The 22,128-nt window shown below is 66.5% G+C and carries 20 protein-coding genes; 9 read left to right on the forward strand and 11 right to left on the reverse strand.

From position 1 onward, the window contains the following. Positions 1 to 140: 140 nt before the first annotated feature. Positions 141 to 1,895 (forward strand): ABC transporter permease, encoded by a 1,755-nt coding sequence (locus tag AC07XB_RS33040; RefSeq protein ID WP_492811667.1) that lies wholly within the window; start codon positions 141 to 143, stop codon positions 1,893 to 1,895. An 81-nt stretch (positions 1,896 to 1,976) separates the two neighbouring features. After that, the gene (locus AC07XB_RS33045) at positions 1,977 to 3,323 is read left to right on the forward strand and encodes an ABC transporter ATP-binding protein (RefSeq protein WP_492811665.1); all 1,347 of its coding nucleotides are present in this window, start codon (positions 1,977 to 1,979) and stop codon (positions 3,321 to 3,323) included. 105 nt (positions 3,324 to 3,428) lie between these two features. Here the strand turns inward: AC07XB_RS33045 and AC07XB_RS33050 are convergent, their stop codons facing one another. The 5 genes from AC07XB_RS33050 to AC07XB_RS33070 all read right to left on the reverse strand — a co-directional run bounded on the left by AC07XB_RS33050 (position 3,429) and on the right by AC07XB_RS33070 (position 10,987). Beyond that, complete coding sequence (locus tag AC07XB_RS33050; protein WP_492831583.1) at positions 3,429 to 5,939, reverse strand: FUSC family protein; 2,511 nt, start codon at positions 5,937 to 5,939, stop codon at positions 3,429 to 3,431. A gap of 35 nt (positions 5,940 to 5,974) precedes the next feature. Further along, the gene (locus tag AC07XB_RS33055) at positions 5,975 to 7,780 is read right to left on the reverse strand and encodes a M61 family metallopeptidase (RefSeq protein ID WP_492831582.1); all 1,806 of its coding nucleotides are present in this window, start codon (positions 7,778 to 7,780) and stop codon (positions 5,975 to 5,977) included. A gap of 44 nt (positions 7,781 to 7,824) precedes the next feature. Beyond that, the gene (gene acuI / locus AC07XB_RS33060) at positions 7,825 to 8,814 is read right to left on the reverse strand and encodes an acrylyl-CoA reductase (NADPH) (protein WP_492811659.1); all 990 of its coding nucleotides are present in this window, start codon (positions 8,812 to 8,814) and stop codon (positions 7,825 to 7,827) included. A gap of 89 nt (positions 8,815 to 8,903) precedes the next feature. After that, positions 8,904 to 9,653, reverse strand: a complete 750-nt coding sequence (locus AC07XB_RS33065) for a DsbC family protein (protein WP_492811658.1) — start codon at positions 9,651 to 9,653, stop codon at positions 8,904 to 8,906. A 71-nt stretch (positions 9,654 to 9,724) separates the two neighbouring features. Continuing rightward, complete coding sequence (locus AC07XB_RS33070; RefSeq protein WP_492831581.1) at positions 9,725 to 10,987, reverse strand: UbiH/UbiF family hydroxylase; 1,263 nt, start codon at positions 10,985 to 10,987, stop codon at positions 9,725 to 9,727. Positions 10,988 to 11,320: 333 nt separating this feature from the next. Between AC07XB_RS33070 and ychF the strand changes: the two genes are divergently transcribed. After that, on the forward strand, positions 11,321 to 12,412 hold the full coding sequence (ychF, locus tag AC07XB_RS33075) for a redox-regulated ATPase YchF (RefSeq protein WP_492375947.1): 1,092 nt from the start codon (positions 11,321 to 11,323) through the stop codon (positions 12,410 to 12,412). A gap of 100 nt (positions 12,413 to 12,512) precedes the next feature. Here ychF and AC07XB_RS33080 read toward each other — a convergent pair whose 3' ends face one another. Continuing rightward, a complete protein-coding gene (locus AC07XB_RS33080; protein WP_045238852.1) occupies positions 12,513 to 12,809 on the reverse strand; it encodes an addiction module antidote protein in 297 nt (98 codons plus the stop codon). 77 nt (positions 12,810 to 12,886) lie between these two features. Then, entirely contained in the window at positions 12,887 to 13,111 is a 225-nt protein-coding gene (locus AC07XB_RS33085) for a type II toxin-antitoxin system RelE/ParE family toxin (RefSeq protein WP_492831580.1), read from the reverse strand. 44 nt (positions 13,112 to 13,155) lie between these two features. Between AC07XB_RS33085 and AC07XB_RS33090 the strand changes: the two genes are divergently transcribed. Together AC07XB_RS33090 and AC07XB_RS33095 are read left to right on the forward strand one after the other, a co-directional pair. Continuing rightward, on the forward strand, positions 13,156 to 14,370 hold the full coding sequence (locus AC07XB_RS33090) for a hypothetical protein (protein WP_492831579.1): 1,215 nt from the start codon (positions 13,156 to 13,158) through the stop codon (positions 14,368 to 14,370). A gap of 16 nt (positions 14,371 to 14,386) precedes the next feature. After that, positions 14,387 to 14,686, forward strand: coding sequence for a DUF433 domain-containing protein (locus AC07XB_RS33095; protein WP_492831578.1), 300 nt, complete (start codon positions 14,387 to 14,389; stop codon positions 14,684 to 14,686). Positions 14,687 to 14,895: 209 nt separating this feature from the next. On the opposite strand, the gene AC07XB_RS33100 is transcribed toward AC07XB_RS33095, so the two are convergent. From AC07XB_RS33100 to AC07XB_RS33110, 3 genes are read right to left on the reverse strand one after another with little or no spacing between them, the layout of a single operon-like run. Continuing rightward, the gene (locus AC07XB_RS33100) at positions 14,896 to 15,396 is read right to left on the reverse strand and encodes a GDYXXLXY domain-containing protein (protein WP_492375878.1); all 501 of its coding nucleotides are present in this window, start codon (positions 15,394 to 15,396) and stop codon (positions 14,896 to 14,898) included. Continuing rightward, a complete protein-coding gene (locus AC07XB_RS33105) occupies positions 15,393 to 16,514 on the reverse strand; it encodes a DUF4401 domain-containing protein (RefSeq protein ID WP_492811641.1) in 1,122 nt (373 codons plus the stop codon). The genes AC07XB_RS33100 and AC07XB_RS33105 overlap by 4 nt, the downstream gene beginning before the upstream one ends. Then, a complete protein-coding gene (locus AC07XB_RS33110) occupies positions 16,511 to 17,566 on the reverse strand; it encodes a DUF2157 domain-containing protein (RefSeq protein WP_492831577.1) in 1,056 nt (351 codons plus the stop codon). Before AC07XB_RS33110 ends, AC07XB_RS33105 begins: the two co-directional genes overlap by 4 nt. A gap of 157 nt (positions 17,567 to 17,723) precedes the next feature. Between AC07XB_RS33110 and AC07XB_RS33115 the strand changes: the two genes are divergently transcribed. Beyond that, positions 17,724 to 18,491: a 5'-methylthioadenosine/adenosylhomocysteine nucleosidase gene (locus AC07XB_RS33115; protein ID WP_492831576.1), complete on the forward strand. Its 768-nt coding sequence runs from the start codon at positions 17,724 to 17,726 to the stop codon at positions 18,489 to 18,491. Positions 18,492 to 18,546: 55 nt separating this feature from the next. Here the strand turns inward: AC07XB_RS33115 and AC07XB_RS33120 are convergent, their stop codons facing one another. Continuing rightward, a complete protein-coding gene (locus AC07XB_RS33120) occupies positions 18,547 to 18,783 on the reverse strand; it encodes a hypothetical protein (protein WP_309404124.1) in 237 nt (78 codons plus the stop codon). A gap of 253 nt (positions 18,784 to 19,036) precedes the next feature. Here AC07XB_RS33120 and hemA point away from each other — a divergent pair, with 253 nt between their 5' ends. From hemA to AC07XB_RS33135, 3 genes are all read left to right on the forward strand, one after another. Beyond that, the gene (gene hemA / locus AC07XB_RS33125; RefSeq protein ID WP_174427671.1) at positions 19,037 to 20,341 is read left to right on the forward strand and encodes a glutamyl-tRNA reductase; all 1,305 of its coding nucleotides are present in this window, start codon (positions 19,037 to 19,039) and stop codon (positions 20,339 to 20,341) included. A gap of 134 nt (positions 20,342 to 20,475) precedes the next feature. Then, positions 20,476 to 21,558 (forward strand): peptide chain release factor 1, encoded by a 1,083-nt coding sequence (gene prfA, locus AC07XB_RS33130; protein ID WP_492375873.1) that lies wholly within the window; start codon positions 20,476 to 20,478, stop codon positions 21,556 to 21,558. A gap of 224 nt (positions 21,559 to 21,782) precedes the next feature. Continuing rightward, positions 21,783 to 22,109, forward strand: coding sequence for a hypothetical protein (locus tag AC07XB_RS33135; RefSeq protein ID WP_150985667.1), 327 nt, complete (start codon positions 21,783 to 21,785; stop codon positions 22,107 to 22,109). The last annotated feature ends 19 nt before the right edge of the window (positions 22,110 to 22,128 follow it).

Genomic DNA, 22,128 nt, shown 5'->3' on the forward strand with positions numbered 1-22,128 from the left:
TGTTCACAACCTGAGCCAGCGCAGCGCAAGACGTCCACGCCCTGGCTGGCACCACCGATCCGATCCATCCAGGCCCCCGGAGCGCCCGGCCACATCCGGCCCATACGGCAACCGCAGCCAACGTTTCCACTGCCAAGATAATGCAGCAAGCCGAACACGACCAGGCCAGCTCGGTCACTTCCCGTGGCTACGCCAGCCAGCTGCTGACCGCGCCGCCGAACCGCTTCGACCTGGCGCTGCTGCCCATCATCCTGGCGGTGATCGTGCTGGTGGCCTTTGCCGCCCGTCAGATGAACGTGCCCTACCAGCCCGGCGAGCCGCTGGATGTGCACCTGGACATCGCCTACCTGCCCTACTACCTCATGCGCACCAGCATCCGCATGATGATTGCGCTGGGCGCCTCGCTGCTGTTCTCCTTTGCCTTCGCGGCGCTCGCCTCCAAGAACCGTACCGCCGAGAAAGTGATGGTGCCGGCGCTGGACATCCTGCAGTCGATCCCGGTGCTGGGCTTCCTGTCGATCACCGTGACTGGCTTCATCGCGCTGTTCCCCGGGAGCCTGGTCGGGGTGGAATGCGCTGCCATCTTCGCCATCTTCACCTCGCAGGCCTGGAACATGGCGTTCAGCCTGTACCAGTCGATCCGCACCATCCCGAGCGACCTGGTGGAAGCGGCAGCCATGTTCCGGCTCTCGCCGTGGCAGAAGTTCTGGCGCCTCGAAGTGCCTTTCGCCATGCCGGGCCTGCTGTGGAACATGATGATGTCGATGTCCGGCGGCTGGTTCTTCGTGGTGGCGTCGGAAGCCATCTCGGTGTCTGGCAACGACATCCGGCTGCCGGGTATCGGCTCCTACATCTCGCTGGCGATCCAGCAGCAGAACCTGGCGGCGATCGGCTGGGCCATCCTGGCCATGCTGATCGGCATCATCCTCTATGACCAGTTGCTGTTCCGGCCGTTGATTGCCTGGGCCGACCGCTTCCGCTTCGAGACCATGGCGCAGGAGACCGAGCCGCAATCGTGGCTGCTCAACCTGCTGCGCCGCTCGGAATGGGTACGCGTGCTGCTGGGCCGCACGGCGGCGTTGGCCGAGCGCACGCTGGCCTGGGGATCCGGGCGCAAGGCGGTGGCACCGAAGGCCAACGATGGCCGGCGCGCCATATGGATCGAGCGTGCCGGCAACGTCATCATCATCCTGATTGCCATGCTGGCGCTGTATCGCGTGATGCACTTCGTGCGCACCGAGGTGGGTTGGGCGGAGGTTGGCCATGTGCTGTGGCTGGGCACGCTGACCATGGTGCGGGTGATCGTGCTGATCGCGCTGGCCGCGGTGATCTGGGTACCGATTGGTATCCGCATCGGCCTGAACCCCAGCGTGGCGCGTATCGCCCAGCCGGTGGCGCAGTTCCTGGCTGCCTTCCCGGCCAACCTGATGTTCCCGCTGGTGGTGATGCTGATCGTGCGCTTCGGGCTGAACCCGGAGATCTGGCTCAGCCCGCTGATGATTTTCGGCACGCAGTGGTACATCCTGTTCAATGTGATTGCCGGCGCGTCCGGCATCCCCACCGAACTCAAGCTGGCCGCGCGCAACTTTGGCCTGCGCGGCTGGCTGCTGTGGAAGCGCTTTCTGGTCCCGGCGGTGTTTCCCAGCCTGCTGACCGGCCTGGTGACCGCGGCCGGCGGCTCGTGGAATGCGAGTATCGTGTCCGAGTACGTCACCTGGGGCGACCGCACGCTGGTCGCCACGGGTCTTGGCAGCTATATCGCGGAGATGACCTCCAAGGGCGACTTCCCCCGCATCGCGCTGGGCATCGGCGTGATGGCGATCTTCGTGGTGGGCTTCAACCGCCTGCTGTGGAACCGCCTCTACCTGCTGGCGCAGGAACGCACGCGTCTTTGAGCCGCCATACGCCGTCCCTTGCGGCCATGCGCACCCAATACGCCACCCATTTGAAGCCCTGAATCTGAACGGAACTCCATCATGGCAAGCCCCACCGCAGACGCAACCGAATCCGTAGTAGAGCTGCGCGGCGTCTCGAAAATCTTCCGCACCGCGGACCGCTCGGACCGCGCCGTGCTCGAAGGCGTGGACCTGACCCTCAAGCGCGGCGAGATCGTCGCCATGCTGGGCAAGTCCGGCTCTGGCAAGTCCACCCTGCTGCGCATCATGGCCGGGCTGGTCGGCGCCGATCGCGGCGAGGTGTGCTTTCGCGGCCAGCCGCTGCGCGGCACCGCCGAAGGCATCGCCATGGTGTTCCAGTCGTTCGCGCTGTTTCCCTGGCTCACCGTGCAGCAAAACGTGGAGCTCGGGCTGGAAGCCCAGGGCGTGCACAAGGAAGAACGCGCGCGCCGGGCCGAGGCCGCGATCGACATGATCGGCTTGTCGGGCTTCAACAGCGCGCTGCCGCGCGAGCTCTCCGGCGGCATGCGCCAGCGCGTGGGCATTGCCCGTGCGCTGGTGACCGAGCCCGACCTGCTGCTGATGGACGAGGCCTTCTCCGCGCTCGACGTGCTGACCGGCGAGACCCTGCGCGACGAAATGCTCGACCTGTGGGAAGACGGCCGCACCAATATCAAGTGCATCCTGATCGTCTCGCACAATATCGAAGAGGCGGTGATGATGGCCGACCGCATCGTGATCCTGTCGAGCGACCCGGGCCGTATCCGCGCCGAGGTGAAGATCCCGTTTCCGCGCCCGCGCAATCGCGACTCTTCCCAGGTACGCGGGCTGATCGACGAGGTCTACACACTGATGACGTCGCCCGCGGCGATGGGCCCGCGCGTCACCGCGCTGGCGGCTGCGCGCGATATCGGCTACCGCTTGCCGGATGCCGACATCAGCCAGATGGAGGCCATTCTCGACCTGCTGTGCGAAGCACCCTTTTTCGGCCGGGCCGACCTGCCGCACCTGGCCGAGGAAGCCGGGCTCACCGACGATGACCTGCTCCCGGCCTGCGAAGCGCTGCACCTGCTGCAACTGGCCACCATCGAGCGCGGCGACATCAGCGCCACCGGCCTGGGCCGCGCGTACTACGAGACGGAACCGCCCGAGCGCAAGGTGCTATTCGGCAAGCAATTATTGCAACACGTGGCACTGGCCGCGCAAATCCGCCGCGAGCTGGAGCAGTCCGAGGACGGCGAGATCCGCGAGGAACACGTGCTGCGCGAGCTCGAAGCCTTCCTCAAGCCGGACGAGGCCGAACGCGTGCTGACGCTGGCAATCGAATGGGGCCGCTATGGCGAGGTGTACGAATACAGCTACAACAGCGGCATGCTGACGCTGCCCCGCGAGGAGCAGCCGGCGCCAGGCACGGGCACGCAGACCTGATTGGCGCGGCCCGGATTTCTTGGTGTCTTGGCGGCCGATTCAGCATGAAGCGAAGCGGTTCCGGCCAGGCGCGCCAGCATCTTTCGGAAACGGCCTCTTCGGTTCCTAGCGCTCGCGCATGGCCCTGCCGATCGCGCCGGTGCGCAGGGCGATCTTGGCGGTGTCCTCGCGCAGCGCGCGCAGGCGGCGCTCCAGGATGGCATTGGCGGTGCGCCCGGTGGAGCTCGCCGTGCTGGCGAAGTTGCCGGCTTCGCTGGCAGCCCGGCTCAACTCGCCCGAGGCCGCGGCCTGCACCAGCACATCGGCGCGGCGGCGGTCGGCCGAATCAGCCAGGCGGGCGCGACGCTCGCTGGCGTCTTCAGCCGCGGGCGGCGCGGTGAGCGCTTCCGTGGCGATGGCCGCATCGGCGGCGCGCACAGCCCGGGCATCGGACACCGCCGCCACATCAGCACCACCGGCACCATCGGCAGCACCATCGACAGCACCATCGGCAACACCAACGGCGACCGCCACGTTGGCCCCAACGCGATCGTTCGCGAGCCCTGCCGTCTCCGTGGTTTTCACCGGCGCCTTCGCCTTCGCCGGGTCCTTCACCGTGCGGATGAAACCCGCGCCCCGCCCGCCGGCACGATCGTCCTCGGCCAGCCGTTCGCTGGCCAGCTGCAGGCTGTTGGCTGCGGCATCGGTGGCCTGGCGGATGGCGGCTTCGGCGGCCGGCAGGTCCAGCTCGCCGTAGTGCTCGCGCACCTGGATGCGCGCCGCGGCCACGTGCGCCGCCACCAGGTAGTTCTGCACGATGAAGCGGTTCAGGTTGTCCACCGCGCGATGCCGGCTTTTAGGCTCGTCGAGCATGCGCTGGAACGACCCGATCAGCGCGGACAGGCTGTCCATGAACTGCTTGCGCTGCACCCGGTAGGCAAAATCGTCCTTGGCCACGCGCAGCAGCAGGTCGCGCGTGGCGGCAATGTAGCGGCGGTTGGCCTGCAGCACGTTCTCCACCAGCGCGGGCAGCGCGCGGTATTCCCAGCTGGGCAGCACAAAGCTGAACACCGTGGCGATCACGCCGCCGATCACGGTATCGATCAGCCGCTCGCCCGCGACCGTGGAACTGCCCGGCACCAGCAGGTTGATCTGGATCAGCACCTGCACGCAGGCGGCAACAGCCGTGTAGCGGTACTTGATCGTGGAGAACGCCGTGCTGGCCACCAGCGCCAGGAACAGCACGCCCAGCAGGATCAGCGGCTGGTGCACGACCTTGAGCACGCCCACCGCAATCACGCAGCCGATCAGCGTGCCGATCAGGCGGTCGTTGTAGCGCTGCTTGGTCATGCTGAAATTGGGCTTCAGGATGACGATGATGGTCAGCAGGATCCAGTAGCTGTGCGACACATACGGCAGGTGCTCCGCAATCCACAGCCCCGCGCCCACCGCCATGGTGATACGCAGCGCAAAGCGGAACGCCGGCGACTTCCAGTTCAGGTTGTCGCGCAGCACCTTGAGCTCGTAGCGCTGGCGCGTCAGGAACGGTGTCATGTCCGGCCCGGGCAGCACCTTGCTAGGCTCCACCGGCGTGCGCGATGCCTCGTGCAACTGCTCCACCAGCACGATGGCGCCCTTGATCATGTCGAGCGTTTCTGCCGCCGCCGTCATCGCCGCCGGGTTGATGTGGTGGTAGCGCAATTGCGCGATCTCGTGCGCGACGGCGCGCAGCTCTTCCCGGTAATCCACGGAAGCGTAGGAGGGCCGGCCGCGGGTGATGTCGTAGGCGATCCCCTCCACATCCTTGCACATCAACTGCACCAGGCGGCGCAAGTGATCGAGTACCGGCGTGCTGCCAAAGGTCTGGCGCAGCAGCGGGTAATCGGTATTGGTGGAGAGGATGTACTCGTACAGGTCCAGCATGCGCATGTGGACCTGCACCAGCAGCCCGTCATGCGTAGTGCGGTTGCCGCGCAGCACCAGGTCGCGCGCGGCCTGCTGGCGCTCCGCCACCACGATCTGCTGGCGCACCAGCTGGTTGAACAGCACCTCGTAGTCGTTGCCTGCGTCGTAGAAACCCGCCTTGATCTCGAGGTACCCGGCCATCTCGTACAGCGACTCGGCCAGCACCTGCTGCTTGGTGCGCCGCTGCGTGGCCCAGCTCACCGCCATCGCGTACGCCATATAGGCCACCGCGCCGATGCCGAACAGCAAGGAATGCTCGAGCGCGCGCCGCACCACGAAGTCCTCGTTGATGGTGAGCGTCATGACGAACAAGGCCGAGAACTGCAATGGCAAGGTCTTGTTGCCATACACCGTCATCATGCCGGCCATGAAGGTCACCAGCACCAGCACCAGCGGCATCACGCGCGGGAACGGCGTGGCCATGGCCACCACCAATGTCACCGCCGTGCATAGCAGCACGCTGGCCAGCATCTCGTTGAACTTGTGGTTGAACGGGCTGGGCAGATCCATGAGGCTGGTGCACAGCGCGCCCATCGACACCACCATGGCGGTGGGCAGGTCCGCGAACTGCAAGGCGATCAGCGTGGCGCCGATCACCCCGGTCGCGGAGCGCAGCCCGCGATACACGTAATGCGAATAAACGAAGGTGCGGGCGTCGTGCGCGTATTGCATGTGGTGGCGATCGGCGGCGTTGGGGGCTATTCGGCCTACAGGCCCAGCCAGCGCGCACGCATGGCCTGGCGGCCGCCTTCGGCCGTCACGGTGTACTGCACCGCCGGCTCGCGCGCGAAGGTCAGCGGCAGCACATGCAGCTCATCGCGGCGGAACACATGGCACTCGGCGCTATCGCCGTCGCGATAGCGCGCCAGCAGCTTGTCGAGCTGGCCAGGGGCTACACGCAGGCCGTCCACCGCGGCCAGCAGGTCGCCCGCCGAGATCCCGGCCGCCTGGGCCGCGCCGCCGTCGAGCACCTGGGTCACGCGCACCCAGCCATCCTCGGTCTTGGTCTTGATGCCGAGCGCGGCGTTGCGCTCTGGCTTGGCCGGCACCGCCTTGATGCCGAAGGGCTTGAGGAGCGCGGCGAGTTGCAGCTCGCCGGTGCCTTCGGTGAGCGAGCGCAGCAGCGCGCCCAGGCGCAGGCCGCTGACCTCGTCGAACAAGGCGTGCACCTCGGCCTCGGTCACGCCGCGCTGCTGCGCGCCTGGCGCATAGAAGCCGCTGCCGTAGCGCTGCCACAGCGCGCGCATGATGTCGTCAAGCGAGCGGCGGTTGCGGGTCTTGGTGCGGATGGTGAGATCCAGCGCCAGGGCAACGAGCGAGCCCTTGGTGTAATAGCTGACGATGGCGTTGGGCGCGTTTTCGTCCTGGCGGTAGTACTTGGTCCAGGCATCGAACGAGCTATCGGCCACGCTCTGCTTGGTGCGGCCGTTGCCGCGCAGCACGCCGTTCCAGGTCTTGGCCAGCAGCTCCACGTACTGCTTCTCGGTGATGCGGCCGCTGCGCACCAGCATCAGGTCATCGTAATAGCTGGTGAAACCCTCGAACAGCCACAGCAGCGGCGTGTAGGTTTCCTCGCGCAGCCGGTAGGGCACGAACGCCGCGGGCTTGATGCGCTTGACGTTCCAGGTATGGAAATACTCATGGCTGCACAAGCCGAGGAAGGTGCGGTAGCCCTCGGTGGCGTCAGCCTTGCCGCGTGCCGGCAGGTCGGCGCGCGCGCACATCAGCGCGGTGCTGGCACGATGCTCCAGGCCGCCGTAGCCGTCCGTCGTGACCATGGTCATGAACACGTAGCGGCGGTTGCTGTCGAGGAACGGCGCGGCCTCTGTCCCGGGCTCGAACAGGCGGATCTGCGCTTCGCAGATCCGCTTCAGGTCGCGCAAGACGCGCTCGAGATCGAGCTGCGGCACGCGGCCCGTGAACACCACGTCGTGCTGGGCGCCGCAGGCGCGGAAGCTGCCCATGGTGAAGTTGCCCATCTCAACCGGGTGATCGACCAGTTCGTCGTAGTCGGCCACCTGGTAGCGGCCGAAGCCGTAGCGCTTGGCACCACCGCGGCCGGGCGCCTCGCGCATGGCCGTGGCGACCCGCCAGCCAGCATAAGCCTCGCCGGCGGGCGCATGGATATCGACCGTGCAGGGCTGGTCTTCCTGCCCTTCGGCGCAAAGGAAGACCGAGCTGCCGTTGAAGAAGCCGTGCGTGGCGTCCAGGTGCGCGGCGCGCACCGACAAGTCCCAGGCGTAGACCTCATAGCTGAGCGTAAGCGGCCCGTCCACCGGGGCCGCCTGCCAGCTCTGCTTGTCCATCTTGGTCAGCACCACCGGCTTGCCGCCGGCCTGAGCACGGATGCGCACGATATTGCGTGCGAAGTCACGGATCATGTAGCTGCCTGGAATCCACGCCGGCAGGTAGAACTGCTGGCCGGCGGGATTGGGGGCGTCTACCGTGACGGTGACGGCGAACAGGTGCGCTTCCGGTTGAAGCGGGGCAATGGCGTAATGGATCGGCTTCATGAGCGTGATTGTAGCGCCATGCCCGCCCCGGACTACGCGCCGGCTCAGGCGTTGACGTTCACCACCACGCGGCCGCGCATGCCACCGTCGACGATCTTGCGCCCGGCCTCGATCGCCTCCGACAAGCCGATCTCGCGGGTGATCGCGCGCAGGCGATCCGGTTCCAGGTCCCGCGACAGCCGCTGCCAGGCCTGCTCGCGCAAGGCCATCGGGGCCATCACGCTATCGATGCCATAGAGCGTGATGCCACGCAGGATGAAGGGCGCCACCGAAGCCGGGAAATCCAGCCCTTGCGCCAGCCCGCACGCGGTGACCGCGCCGCCGTAGCGCACCTGCGCGCAGGCATTGACCAGCGTGTGCGAGCCAACCGAATCCACCACCGCAGCCCAGCGCTCCTTCTGCATCGGCTTATTGGGCTTGCCCAGCTCCGTTCGGTCGATCACCTCGACCGCGCCCAGCGCCTTGAGGAAATCCGCTTCGGCCGTCTTGCCGGTGGAGGCCACCACGCGATAGCCCAGCTTCGACAGGATGGCGATGGCCACCGAGCCCACGCCACCCGAGGCGCCGGTCACCAGCACCTCGCCATCGCCCGGCTTGATGCCAGCGCGCTCCAGCGCCAGCACCGACAGCATGGCGGTATAACCGGCAGTGCCAATGGCCATGGCCTGCTGCGTGGTGAAGGCAGCCGGCAGCGCCACCAGCCAGTCGCCCTTGAGGCGGGCGCGCTGCGCCAGGCACCCCCAGTGCGTCTCGCCCACGCCATAGCCGTTGAGCACGACCTTGTCGCCGGCCTTCCAGCGTGCATGCGTGGATTCCAGCACCGTGCCGGCACCATCGATGCCCGCCACCATCGGCCACTTGCGCACCACCGGCGAGCGGCCGGTAATGGCCAGCCCGTCCTTGAAATTGATGGTGGAGTAGTCGATGGCCACCAGCACGTCGCCCTCGGCGGGCAGGCTGGATTCGTCGAGCGCGGTGACGGCGGCCTGGGTCGCGCCGTCGGCCTGGGTCAGCAGCAATGCCTGGAACGTCATGGAGCCTCCTTCCGGTTCTTGATTGTTAACCAAAGACGACCGGCCGGCTCCGGCGCGGCAGCGCCGGGAAGGCCGCCGGCGCGACGTGCTTACTTCTTGAGGCTGGCGAGCTTGCGCTCGAGCGTGGCGGCGTCGGCGGCGCCGGGAATGCGGGTGCCGTCCATGAAGAACACGGCCGGGGTGCCGGTGATGTTCAGGCTCTGGCCGAGCGCCAGGTTGTCATCCACAGGGGTTTTGCAGCTGCCGTTGCCGGTCAGCGCCACGTGGCTGATCATCCAGTCGCGCCACGCCTTGGTGCGGTCGGCCGCGCACCACACCTGCTTGGCCTTCACCGACGAATCCGGCGACAGCACCGGGTACAGGAAGGTGTAGACCGTGATGTTGTCCATCTGTTGGAACGTCTGCTCGATGCGCTTGCAGTAACCGCAGTTGGGGTCGGAGAACACCGCTACCTGGCGGCTGCCATCGCCCTTGCTCCACTTGATCGCGCGTGCCAGCGGCAGGTCCGACCACTTGATGCGGTTGATATCGGCCAGCCGCTCCTCGGTCAGGTTGGTGCCGGTCTTGGAGTCCACCATCTCGCCGTTGATGATGTAGCGGCCGGTGGCATCGGTGTAGACCACCTGACCACCGATGTTGACCTCGAACAGGCCGGGCACGGGAGTCTTGGCCACGCTCTTCACTTCAGCGCGCCCGCCCAGCATCTTTTGCACCGATTCCTTGATGCGGTCGGTGCCGGGCTCGCCCGCCGCCATGGCGTGCAGCGCGAAGCCGGCAGTCGCAATGCCGCCAACGATGGTGGCGGACAGGGCGGGACGGCGGCGCAGGAAATGCAACATGATGACTCCAGTAATTCGATGATTCGGTTCGCGCGAGCGAGCTCGGGATTCAGGGTTCAAGGGTCGGGCGCTCAGCCCAGCGCGCGGCCGATAAGAAAACGCTTGAGCAGCGACTGGCCGCCCACGACCCGCATGCCGGCATTGCGCACCGTGCGCGCCACGCCGCCAGGCAGGGAAAACAGCCGATGCAGGCCATCGGTAGCCGCCGTCAGCGACAACAAATCGGTGGCGCGCGCCCGCTCGTAGCGGCGCAGCAAGCGCAAGTCGCCTTCTGCGCGGAAAGACTCTTTGGCGGCCATCACGCGGCCAAGTTCCGCCACATCGCGCAAACCCAGGTTCATGCCCTGCCCCGCCAAGGGGTGCACCACGTGGGCGGCGTCGCCCACCAGCGCCACGTGCGGCTGCACAAACTGATCGGCGCGCTGCAGCACCAGGGGGAAGCCCTGCGCCGGCGTCACGCAGCGCAGCGCGCCAAACTGGCGTCCCACGGCGCCGCTGGCGGCCTGCATCACGGTATCGGCCAGCGCCTCGGGCGACAGCGCCAGCAGCTCACTTGCATGGGCATCGTCGGCCGACCACACCATCGACACGCGCCGGCCCGGCAACGGCAACAACGCCAGGATCTCGCCGTTAGCCGGCTCCTCGTCCGCCATCAGCTTGGGCGGCGTGCCCAGGAACCACTGCCAGGCCGTGTCCTGGTGCGGCAGCTCGCATTCAAAATTCGCCACGACGCCAAGCTGGCGATAGTGCCGCTTGGTGACCGGAATGTGGCATTGCTCGCGTACCCACGAGCGCGCGCCATCGGCGCCCACCACGCAAGCCGCGCGCACCTTGTCGCCACCGGCCAGGGTCAGCGTCACGCCATCATGGTCGCGCGCGAACGCCGCAGCGGTATCGTCATGCCAGTGCACCTGGGGCTGGAAGCGCAGCGCGGTATCGAGCACGCGTTCCACATGGCCGGATTCGATGATCCACGCCAGTTGCGCCACAGTGGCCGCGTAGGCCGAGAAATGGAGATCACCGGCAGCCGAGGCATTCGCCTGCGCCGCGCTCGCATCGCCGAACACGCGCATGTCGCACACCGGCTGCATCCGCGCCGGGTCCAGCGCCTCCCACACGCGCAACCGCTCAAGCAAGGCTTGCGAGCTCGCCGAGAAGGCGTAGATACGGCTGTCCCACTGGCCAGGATCCGGCGCGGCCGCGCCGGCAGGCAATCGCGGCGCGATCAGCGCCACCTGCATGCCCTGCTGGGCCAGCAACAACGCGCAAGCCTTGCCGACGATGCCGCCGCCAACCACGGCAACCTGGAAACGGGAGGGAGATGGACGAGTCATGCGTGGATTATAGCCACCCCGGCACGATGGCTTTGGTGCGCCCTCGCGCGCATGAAGCGGCGCCCAGGCGCCTGCGGCAAAGGGGCACACGCCCGCGAGGCGCACAAATTCAGCAGGCGGCAGGCGCGGCCGGCCGGTTCAGCGCAACGTCCGGCGAGGTTACAATAGCCATCTTTCTGATGGCACCCCAGCACAAAACCGGTGAGCAACGCCCCGCTTTGGCTGTGTTGTCTCGTGCTGAACCCTCCCCTCTGCGTCCCCATCGCTGCGCCATTCCATTGCGCCGGACGCACCCAGGGTGAACCGCAACCCATTGATTTTTAAAGGTTTACCATGAGCCTCAAATGCGGCATCGTCGGCCTGCCCAACGTCGGCAAGTCCACGCTGTTCAACGCCCTGACCAAGGCCGGCATCGCCGCCGAGAACTATCCGTTCTGCACCATCGAGCCCAATGTGGGCGTGGTGGAAGTGCCGGATACGAGGCTCGCCAAGCTGGCCGAGATCGTCAAGCCCGAGCGCATCCTGCCGGCCGTGGTGGAATTCGTCGACATCGCCGGCCTGGTGGCTGGCGCGTCCAAGGGTGAAGGCCTGGGCAACCAGTTCCTGGCCAACATCCGCGAAACCGACGCCATCACCCACGTGGTGCGCTGCTTCGAAGACGACAACGTGATCCACGTCGCCGGCCGGGTCGACCCGCTGTCCGACATCGAGGTGATCAACACCGAACTGGCGCTGGCCGACCTCTCCACCGTCGAAAAAGCCCACGCCCGCTACATCAAGCCCGCCCGCGCCGGCGACAAGGAAGCGCTGCGCCTGGTGGCCGTGCTGGAAAAAGCCCAGGCCGTGCTCAACGAGGCCAAGGCCGTGCGCACGCTCGACCTGTCCGACGAGGAATGGGCCGCCATCAAGCCGCTGTGCCTGATCACCGCCAAGCCCACCATGTACGTGGCCAACGTGCGTGAAGACGGCTTCGAGAACAACCCGCACCTGGACGCCGTGCGCGCCCACGCCGCCAAGACCAAGTCGCCGGTCGTGGCCGTCTGCGCCGCCATCGAAGCTGAAATCGCCGACCTCGACGACGAAGACAAGGCCGTGTTCCTGGCCGACCTCGGCATGGAAGAACCCGGCCTGGATCGCGTGATCCGCGCCGGCTTCACCCTGCTCGGCCTGCAGACCTACTTCACCGCCGGCGTGAAGGAAGTCCGCGCCTGGACCATCCACGTGGGCGACACCGCGCCGCAAGCGGCTGGCGTGATCCACACCGACTTCGAACGCGGCTTCATCCGCGCCCAGACCATCGCTTATGAGGATTTCATTGCCTACAAGGGTGAGCAAGGCGCGAAGGAAGCCGGCAAGATGCGCGCGGAAGGTAAGGAATATGTGGTGAAGGATGGCGACGTGATGAACTTCTTGTTCAACGTCTAAGCCGAGTATCGGACGTCGGCGAACTTCCTCCGACAACAAAAACCCCCGCCGCCCCTTGAGGTGGCGGGGGTTTTTTATTTTTGGCCGTGGCGTCGGTTAGTTATGCGTGAGCGTCGGGCACTGTTGTGAGCTTCACGCCGAGCGCGTGCAGGAGTTTCATAATGGTGTCGAAGCGAGGCTTTGCGCCCGGAGCGAGTGCTTTGTAAAGGCTCTCACGGCCAAGTCCAGAGTCGGCAGCCACTCTGGTCATACCACGTGCCTTGGCAATGTCCGCAATAGCGGCAAGCAGCACTGCAGTGTCGTCCTCTTCCAAAGCAGCATTGAGGTACTCAGAGATCATTTCTTCGCTGTCGAGATAGTCCGAGGCATCGAAGCGTGCCACTTCGATCTTGTTCATGATGACTCCTTCTTGATCGTTTTCCACATTTCCTTAGCTCGCTTGATGTCGGCTTTCTGAGTCGACTTATCGCCGCCTTAAATAAGCAAGTAAGCCACGGCACCTTCGCGGCCGTAATAGATGCGGTAGCCAGGGCCGAAGTCGATCCTCATCTCCGACAGGCCATCCCCAATTGGCTCCGAATCGCCAAAGTTGCCTTGTTCGGCTCGCTTGAGGCGCACCAGGATCTTTGCCCTTGCCGTCAGATCCCTGAGGGTCGAGATCCAGGCGCTGAATTCAGCGGTGCGGTTAAGTGTGGTCATAACCCGCATCGTATCCGAATGGATACATCTATCAAGGGCAACGTATGGCGCAGCGCGAAATCAGCGATGCAGGCGCCTGTATCCATCCAACCAGCATGAGCGAATACCAATACTACGAATTCGCGGCCATCGACCGGCCGCTCACCCGCGCCGAGATGGCGCAGCTGCGCGCCGTCTCCACGCGCGCCCAGATCAGCCCCGCGGGCTTCGTCAATCACTATGAGTGGGGCGATCTGAAGGCAGATCCGGCTGACTGGATGCGGCGATATTTCGACGTCTTCGTCTACACCGCCAACTGGTGCAGCAGCAGGCTGGCGCTACGCGTGCCGCTATCCACGTTTGGCAAAGCGGAACTGAAGCCTTTCGCCATCCGGCATGCCTCGACCATCGAGACACACGGAGAACACTGGATCATTGAGTGGTCACTCAACGAAGGCGAAGACTATGACCGCTACGGCATGCAAGACGGCAGCGGCTGGATGCGGCGCCTGGCCCCCCTGCGCGCCGAGCTGATGCGTGGCGACTTGCGCCCGCTTTACCTGGGCTGGCTGGCGGGATCCCATGACCTTTCGGACGACGCATTGGAGCCGGAGGTGCCCCCCGGCCTGGCGACACTGTCGCCGCCGCAGGAAGCGCTAGTCGAATTCCTGGAGATCGATCCCGACCTGCCGGCCGCCGCTGCGGCGGCGAGCCCCGACGTTCCGCCTGGCGATGCCGCGCAGGATGATCGCATCGATGCTTGGCTGCGCGAATTGCCACGCGAGGAAATGGCAGCGGTGCTGAAACTGCTAGCCCAAGGGCTGGTACATCAAGCGGAACGCCAGGTCCGGTTGCGACATGCCGCCTGGCTGAAAGCGCAGCACGTTTCAGCACCGCCTTCCACCGCGCGGCGCATCCTCGGACATCTGCGGGAACTCGCCGAAGCGGCCAGCATAGCGCGCCTGAAGCGCGAAGCAAAGGCACATGCCAGACAGGAGGCCGCACGCCGCCGAAAGCGCGAAACGCAACTAAGGCTGGTGATGAACGATGCAGACAAGCGCTGGGCAGCCATCGATGTGCAGGTACAGAGGGGCACGGCGTCGGCCTATGATGAGGCAACGAAGGCGCTGGCGGAGCTGGCGGACGGTTATGCGCTCACATCGAGCCGCGAAGCATTCGAGCGTGCGCGAGCTTTTTGCCCTGCCACATCCCTTTACCTCCCGCCGTTTCCAGACGGACGGCCGCACAATCTTCGCGTCGACCATACAAGAATCTGGTGAGACCGAACTGCTGGACTTGGTGAAAAGCCAGTACGCGTTTCAGAAGCTCATCGAGCCCTCTTTGTATCGTGGCATCGAATTTGGTGCTGACGATGCCGCCGCGCGCTGGTACCCGACGCTGCGCGGCAAGGCCGTGGTCTTAGATCCTGGAATCGCCTTCGGTAAGCCCATTGTCACCGATGGCGCCATCAGAACTTCAATCCTCGCCGAGGCATTCCAGGCCGAAGGCGACAAACAGCTTGTTGCCAGGTTGTATGAAGTGCCTGTTGCCTCGGTGGAGGCCGCAGTCGCCTTTGAAGAACGCCTGGTAGCGTGAAGTTCTCCGCTGACAACAATCTCTCTCCAGCGCTGGCAAAAGGCGCGGGCTTGCAACCAGCGCGCGCATTGCGTCGGGCCTCCGGCATCTGCGATGCGCCATCAAGCAGGCCATCACACAACACAGCAATGTGAATCGGCGCTGATGTTCCAGCCAATCCAATCATGGCTGGCGCACAGCGGCATGCCGACGGCAACCGCCCCCCCCTCTCACAGTGCCCCCAAATCCTCCCCCCGCAGCCCGACCAGCAGCGCCTGTCCATCCGGCCCCACGCGAAACTCCCCATAGCGCGCCTTCTCGAACCGCGCCCCCTGCCCTTCCTGGAAGAAGTACGCATCGGTGGACACCTGCGCCTGCGTGCCGCCCCAGCGGGCCGGCACGTTCTGGAAGCGCAGCAGTTGCTCGCCGCCGGCCAGTGCCTCGCCCGTGTACAGGCGCACGAAGGTGGCTTCGCCGCGTGCATCGCGGCGGATCACGGCAACTTGCTCGCGGGCGGGCTCGATGCCTTGCAGCTTGCCTGCCTGGCGGATGGACTCGGCGATGGCGAAGTTCAGCGCCATGTAGTCGCCTTGCATGAGCGAGCGCGGATCGACTGGCGCCAGGCGCAGGTAGACGGTGTCGCCATGCGCCAGCAGCCGTTCCTTGCCGGTGATGGCGAAGGCGGCCAGGCCGAGCGTGAGCACCCATGCCAATAGTATCCAGCGTTTCATGCTTGTCTCCTTGCGCCATCGCGACGCAGCGCCATGCGCAGCAGCAGCACGGCGATGCCGGCGCCGGCGAGCGTGGCGGACTTGATCAGCAACGTCCAGTGCAGCGCGCTGTAGTACCAGATGAAACCGCTGCCGAGCGTGGCGACGGCCAGGCCCAGCCAGGGCAGCGAGCCGCGGCGCAGCGCCAGGCCGAGCGCAAGGGCGGCGGCGACGACCGCCGGCGCACCAGCGAGCAAGGCGCCAAACAGCACCGCGCCGACAAGCGCAGTGCCCCGCACCGCCGGGCTTAGCTGCAGCCGGCCTGCTTCGGCAAGGACAAACGCGGCTAGCACCGCGCCAAACAGCGCGCCGGCCATCCAGTAGTTGCCGGCTTGGCGCCCGGTATCAGCATCGAACAGCAATGCCTGAGGCTGGCTGAGCCCGGTCACCACCAAGGCCGCGCCCAGTGCGAACAGCAGCGTGGCATCCGCGGCCGGCTCGATCCAGTTGTGCAGCCCGGCGGCGCAGAGGCGCCCTTGCGCCAGCACGAAGCCGGTGAGCAGCGTCATGGCGAAGGGCGCGAGCCAGCCTAGCGAGAAGCTCATGGCTTGCCAGACGTGGCGCAGGCCGGGCGTCATGGCCAGGTGGAGCGCCAGGGCCACGCCGGTCCATACGCCCAGCGCGGCCAGGAAGCGATGGAGCCGGTTGCTGACGAGCACATAGAGCACGGCCTCCAGCAGCGCGAGCGCGCCCCAGAAGGCGGCCGATTCGAGCAGGCGGCCGCCGCCGTAGGCCTGGCTCGCGCCGTACACGAGCAGGCCCTGGCCGCTGAGGCTGACGGCCAGCGCGAATTGCTCGAGCGCGGTGGCGCCCGCGCGGCGCCGGTACAGCACCGCGGCCAGCGCGATCATGGCGGCGCCGCAGAGCGCCATTGCCGTGGCGTTGTCGCGCGCGGCCACAAAGACCGAGCCGAGCAGGAAGGCGAGGAAGAACACCGCACCAAGCCAGCCCGCAAGTCCCATCAGCAGCCTGACGGCCCATGGCGTGCGCCCTTGTGCGGCTTGCGGCTGCCCTTGCACCAAGCCGCGCGCGGCCAAGTCCTGCCACAACCTTCGTACTACGTGATGGTCGCTGGTCATGCCGGCTCTCCGTTGGGCGCGCCGCTTTGGGCTTGCCCGTGGTGTCGATAGGCGCGCAGCAGCCAGGCCGCCGCCGCGGCGGACAGGCCAATGGTCAGCAGCCCGAGGATCAGGAAGGCGCCGAACGCGTCCCGGCTGCCCTCCAGCAGTAGCCGGGCAACCCCGGTCACCAGCAGCACGATGACCGAGAAGCTGGCCAGGCTGAGCGCCACCACATCGAATGCCCGCAGCCGGAACCAGGCCAGCAGCCCGCCCAGCGTGAGCATGGCCACGCCGAACATGGCGGGGTCGAAGCGGTTGTGCAGGATGCTGGCGAGGCCGAGCCAGCCAGCGTAGGCGCACGCCAGCGTCGCAAGGATGCGCGCGCCGGCCAGCCCGCGAAAGCCGTAGGCCGGCGCCACTGCGCGCAGCGCGAACCACAGCACCAGTTGCACCAGCGTGGCCGCCAGCAACGAGAGCGTGGTGGGCCGTTCGCCAGCCGCCCCAAACAGCAGGTCGAACATGCCACCCACGCCAAGACGCACGCTGAGATACCGCAGCAGCGCGACATTGGCCAGCACGATCACCACCCACCAGTGCGGCGCCGCGCGCGCGGCCAGCGCCCACGGGATCGCCAGCAGTCCCCAAAGGGCGAACAGCTGCCACGCGTCTGCGCCGGTCTGGTAGACCTGTCCGATCACGGCCAGCAGCACGCCGGCCACCACCTGGGCGCCGCAGAGCGCCGCCAGCCCCGCCATGTCGGCGGGCGGGCGCAGCCAGGCGAATCCCGCCAGCAGCGTCAGCGCGCCGGCCAGCAGGCCAAACTTGGCAAACTTGTGCAGGTCCTGCCAGTTGAAGGCGAAGAACACGATCACGCCGGCGCACAGCAGCGCGGCGCCCAGCATCAGCAACGTGCGATCGAGCCAGGTCCGCCACTGCGCCGCGTCGGGCTCGGTCCCTGGCCAGGCGGCGGCCACGCCGTCAGCGCCGAGCACGCCCTGCTCACGCCAGTCTGCCAGCGCCTGACGCGCTGCCCGCCGGTCTTGAAAGCCCTGCGTTGTGGTTGCCTGCATCGATGCCCCATGTGATGGATACGCCAGCGCACTGTAGCAAAGGCGCCGCCATCTGCGCAGCTTTCCTTGCGTGAGCGGGAGCATGCAACAGCGCTGCTTTGCCGCCTTGCCCCGGCCCGGTATGCTGTGCGTTTGTCCAACCCAGCCACGCCTCGCCATGACCCTTGGTATCCTCGCCGCCATCCACGATGAAGTCGACGGCCTGATCGCCGCCATGCGCCACGATGATGCCCGCGCCACCGTGCAGACGATCGGCATGCGCGACTATCACGTTGGCCATCTCTACGGCCAGCACTGCGTGCTGGTGCTCGCGCGCATGGGCAAGGTGGCGGCGGCAGCCACCACGGTCACCCTGGTGCGCGAGTTCGGCGTGGATGAGATCGTCTTCACCGGCCTGGCCGGCGGCATCGGGGCCGAGACGCGGGTCGGGGACGTGGTGGTGGCGGACCGCACGCTGCAGCACGACCTGGACGCGCGGCCGTTTTTTTCCCGCCATGAGGTCCCGTTGCTGGATCGCGCTGAATTCCCCACCGACCCGGCGCTTACCGCCGCGCTGCGCGATGCGGTGGCAGGCTACCTGCGGGATGATCTGCCGACCTCCGTCCCGGCCGGCGTGCTGGCGCGCTTCGGGGTCAGCGCGCCCAGGCTGCATGAGGGGATGATCGCCAGCGGCGACCAGTTCATCGGCTCACCCGCCGCCGCGGCCGAGTTGCGCGAGCGCTTGCCCGGCGTGCTGGCGGTGGAAATGGAAGGCGCCGCGGTGGCGCAGGTTTGCCATGAGTATGGCGTGCGGCATGCGGTGATGCGCACGCTCTCGGATCGGGCCGACGATACCGCGCACGTGGATTTTGCGGCGTTCCTGACCGACGTGGCCAGCCATTATTCGAGCGGGGTTTTGAGACGGTTTCTGGAGCAGCGCGGGTAACCAGACTAAAGCGGCGTGAATTCGGGATTCGAGATTGGATGGCATTCATTCAATCTCACCGCCCTCTGGCCACGCCCCCGACGCCAACCAGCACGGCCGCGCCCAGGATGGCCGCGAACCAGCCTGCCATCTGCCCGTCGACAAACCAGTGCAGCCCACGGCCGCCGTAAAACGCGGCCAGCGCGCCCAGTACGCCGAACACCACCGCCGCAAGCAGGCTGACCCGGCCCACGGGGTGCAGCCACCGCGCCGCCAGCCCAGCCAGCACCCCCACCACCAGCGTACCCAACATCACTTTCTCCCAAATTCCACCATATGGCGCGCTGCCCGGGGATTCCCGCCAGTCACCGCGCGTGGCCGCAACAATACGGTAAACCCGACCGCGCTCCGGCAAGATCCGCGCCGGGCGCTATAATGTAGCCCGGTTCGGCGGCGCTTTGCGCCGGAATCCGCGCTTGAATTCATGCCCGGATTGCACCTGACTCCCGCGCTGCAGCCTGCAAAGCCGCCGCCCGGAGCCCGGCCAGAGAGACATGCTCCCCACCATGCAACTGCTCGCGATCGGTATCAATCACACCACGGCGCCCGTCTCGCTGCGCGAGCGAGTGGCGTTTCCGCTTGAGCAGATCAAACCCGCCCTGGGCGCCTTGCGCACCCACCTGGCCGGCAAAAATGGCACCGAAGCCGCCATCCTTTCCACTTGCAACCGCACCGAGATTTATTGCGCCACCGATGTGCTGCTGTCGGGTTCGGAAGGCTTCGAGCACACGCTGCGCTGGCTGGCGCAGCACCATAACGTGCCGGCCGGCGAACTCGCTCCCCACCTGTACTCGTTGCCGCAGTCCGAAGCCGTGCGCCATGCCTTCCGCGTGGCGAGCGGGCTAGACTCGATGGTGCTGGGCGAAACCCAGATCCTGGGCCAGTTGAAGGATGCGGTGCGCACCGCCGGTGAAGCCGGCGCGCTGGGCACCTACCTGAACCAGTTGTTCCAGCGCACGTTCGCGGTGGCCAAGGAGGTCCGCGGCCAGACCGAGATCGGCGCGCATTCGGTATCCATGGCCGCTGCCGCGGTGCGCCTGGCCCAGCGGATTTTTGAAAGCGTCTCGACCCAGCGCGTGCTGTTCATCGGCGCGGGCGAGATGATCGAGCTGTGCGCCACGCACTTCGCGGCGCAAACGCCGCGCCAGATCGTGGTGGCCAACCGCACCGTGGAGCGTGGCGAGCGGCTGGCCGAGCAACTCGCCGGCCAGGGCCTGACCACCGAGGCCATCCGCCTGTCGGAGCTGGGCGCGCGCCTGCATGAGTTCGACATCGTGGTGTCGTGCACCGCCAGCTCCCTGCCCATCATCGGGCTGGGCGCGGTGGAACGCGCCGTCAAGCTGCGCCGCCACCGCCCCATCATGATGGTGGACCTGGCCGTGCCGCGCGACGTGGAGCCCGAAGTCGCGCGCCTGGACGACGTCTTCCTGTACACCGTGGACGACCTCGGCGCCATCGTGCGCGAGGGCAATGCCATGCGCCAGGCTGCCGTGGCCCAGGCGGAAGCCATCATCGAAAGCCGCGTGCAGAATTTCATGCACTGGCTGGAAACCCGCAGCGTAGTGCCGGTCATCCGCGAACTGCAGGTGCAGGGCGAGGCCATGCGCCAGGCCGAACTGGAGCGCGCGCGCCGCATGCTGGCGCGCGGCGACGACCCGCAAGCCGTGCTCGAAGCCCTGTCCGGCGCGCTCACCCGCAAATTCCTGCACGGCCCGACCCACGCCCTGAACCACACCCAGGGCGACGACCGCGAGACCTTGCTGCGCCTGGTGCCGGGCTTGTTCCGCCACAGCAGCCACTCCGAGCGCTAGCCGCGCTCGCCTCGGCCGTGCGTGTCCTGCGCGCGGCCAGCTTTGCGTTGCCTGCGGCCATTGGCCATTGGCCCGCACGCATCCCAGCAGCAACATCCGTCTCCACCCGTTTCACCGCGCCTCTTCGGACCCCCATGAAAGCCAGCATGCTTGCCAAGCTCGACCAATTGTCCGAGCGACTCGACGAAGTCAACGCCCTGCTTGCGCGCGAAGATGCCACCGCCAAGATCGACCAGTACCGCAAGCTCACGCGCGAACACGCCGAACTGACGCCGGTGGCCGAGCAATATGCGCAGTACTGCCAGGCACAGGAGGACCTGTCCACCGCGCAAGCGCTGCTGGACGATCCCGAGATGAAGGAGTTCGCGGCCGATGAGATCACCGCGGCCCGCGAGCGGCTGGAAACGCTGGAAGGCAGCCTGCAGACATTGCTGCTGCCCAAGGACCCCAACGACGACCGCAACCTGCTGCTGGAAATCCGCGCGGGTGCCGGCGGCGAGGAAAGCGCGCTGTTCGCCGCCAATTTGCTGCGGATGTACACACGCTACGCGGAGCGCCAGCGCTGGCAGGTGGAGGTGATGAGCGAATCGGCGTCCGACCTGGGCGGCTACAAGGAAGTGATCATCCGGATCGCCGGGGATGCGGCCTTTTCCCGGCTGAAGTTCGAATCCGGCGGCCATCGCGTGCAGCGTGTGCCAGCCACCGAGGCCCAGGGGCGCATCCACACTTCGGCCTGTACGGTGGCAGTCATGCCCGAGGCCGACGAGGTGACCGAGGTGGAAATCAATCCGTCGGACCTGCGTGTGGATACCTTCCGCGCCTCCGGCGCCGGCGGCCAGCACGTGAACAAGACCGACTCGGCCGTGCGCCTGACCCACCTGCCCACCGGCATCGTGGTGGAGTGCCAGGACGACCGCAGCCAGCACCGCAACAAGGACAAGGCCATGAAGGTCCTGGCGGCCCGGCTGATGGACGCGAAGCTGCGCGCGGCCCAGGCGAAAGAAGCCAGCACCCGGCGCAACCTGATCGGCACCGGCGATAGAAGTGATCGTATCCGCACCTACAATTTCCCGCAGGGGCGCGTGACGGATCACCGTATCAACCTGACCCTCTACAAGATCGACATGATCATGGACGGCGACCTCGACGAGCTCCTGTCCGCCTTGTCCGCGGAACACCAGGCGGATCAACTGGCGGCGCTGGGCGAAGCGCATTAATCGCTCGGCAATAGCAGGTTATTGCGACGAATTACCGGTCATTAAGGCAGATTTTTGGATCGCGCTGCATAAATCGCGATTTCTTTACGAAAACCTTTGTATCTGTTGTAAATGCTTGCAACAGCACTGGCGCACCATTTTTCGCTGTCTATAATCGATTCCGACTGAGCCGCCATACAGAGGTCGGCGTGTCGCCACTCGAAAACGGACAAAAGGACGAAATCATGAAGAAATTGCTCGCGCTGTTGATGATCACCGCCGCCATGGCTGCCTGCAGCAAGAAGGAAGAAGCCCCCGCCACGCCGAGCGCCGACAGCGCCATGCAAAGCGCCGCCGAATCCGCCAAGGCCGCCGCCAGCGACGCCGCATCCGCCGCCAGCAATGCCGCCGATGCTGCCAAGGCCGCTGCCAGCAGCGCTGCCTCCGACGTTTCCGCTGCCGCCGAGAAGGCCAAGGTCGATGCCGGCAATGCCATGGAAAAGGCCAAGGACGCCGCCAAGGATGCTGTCAACGCCAGCGCGGACAAGGCCAAGGACGCCGTCAACAAGTAATCCGCACGCCACGGCGGCA

The sequence above is a fragment of the Cupriavidus sp. GW821-FHT02F09 genome (genome assembly GCF_059421605.1).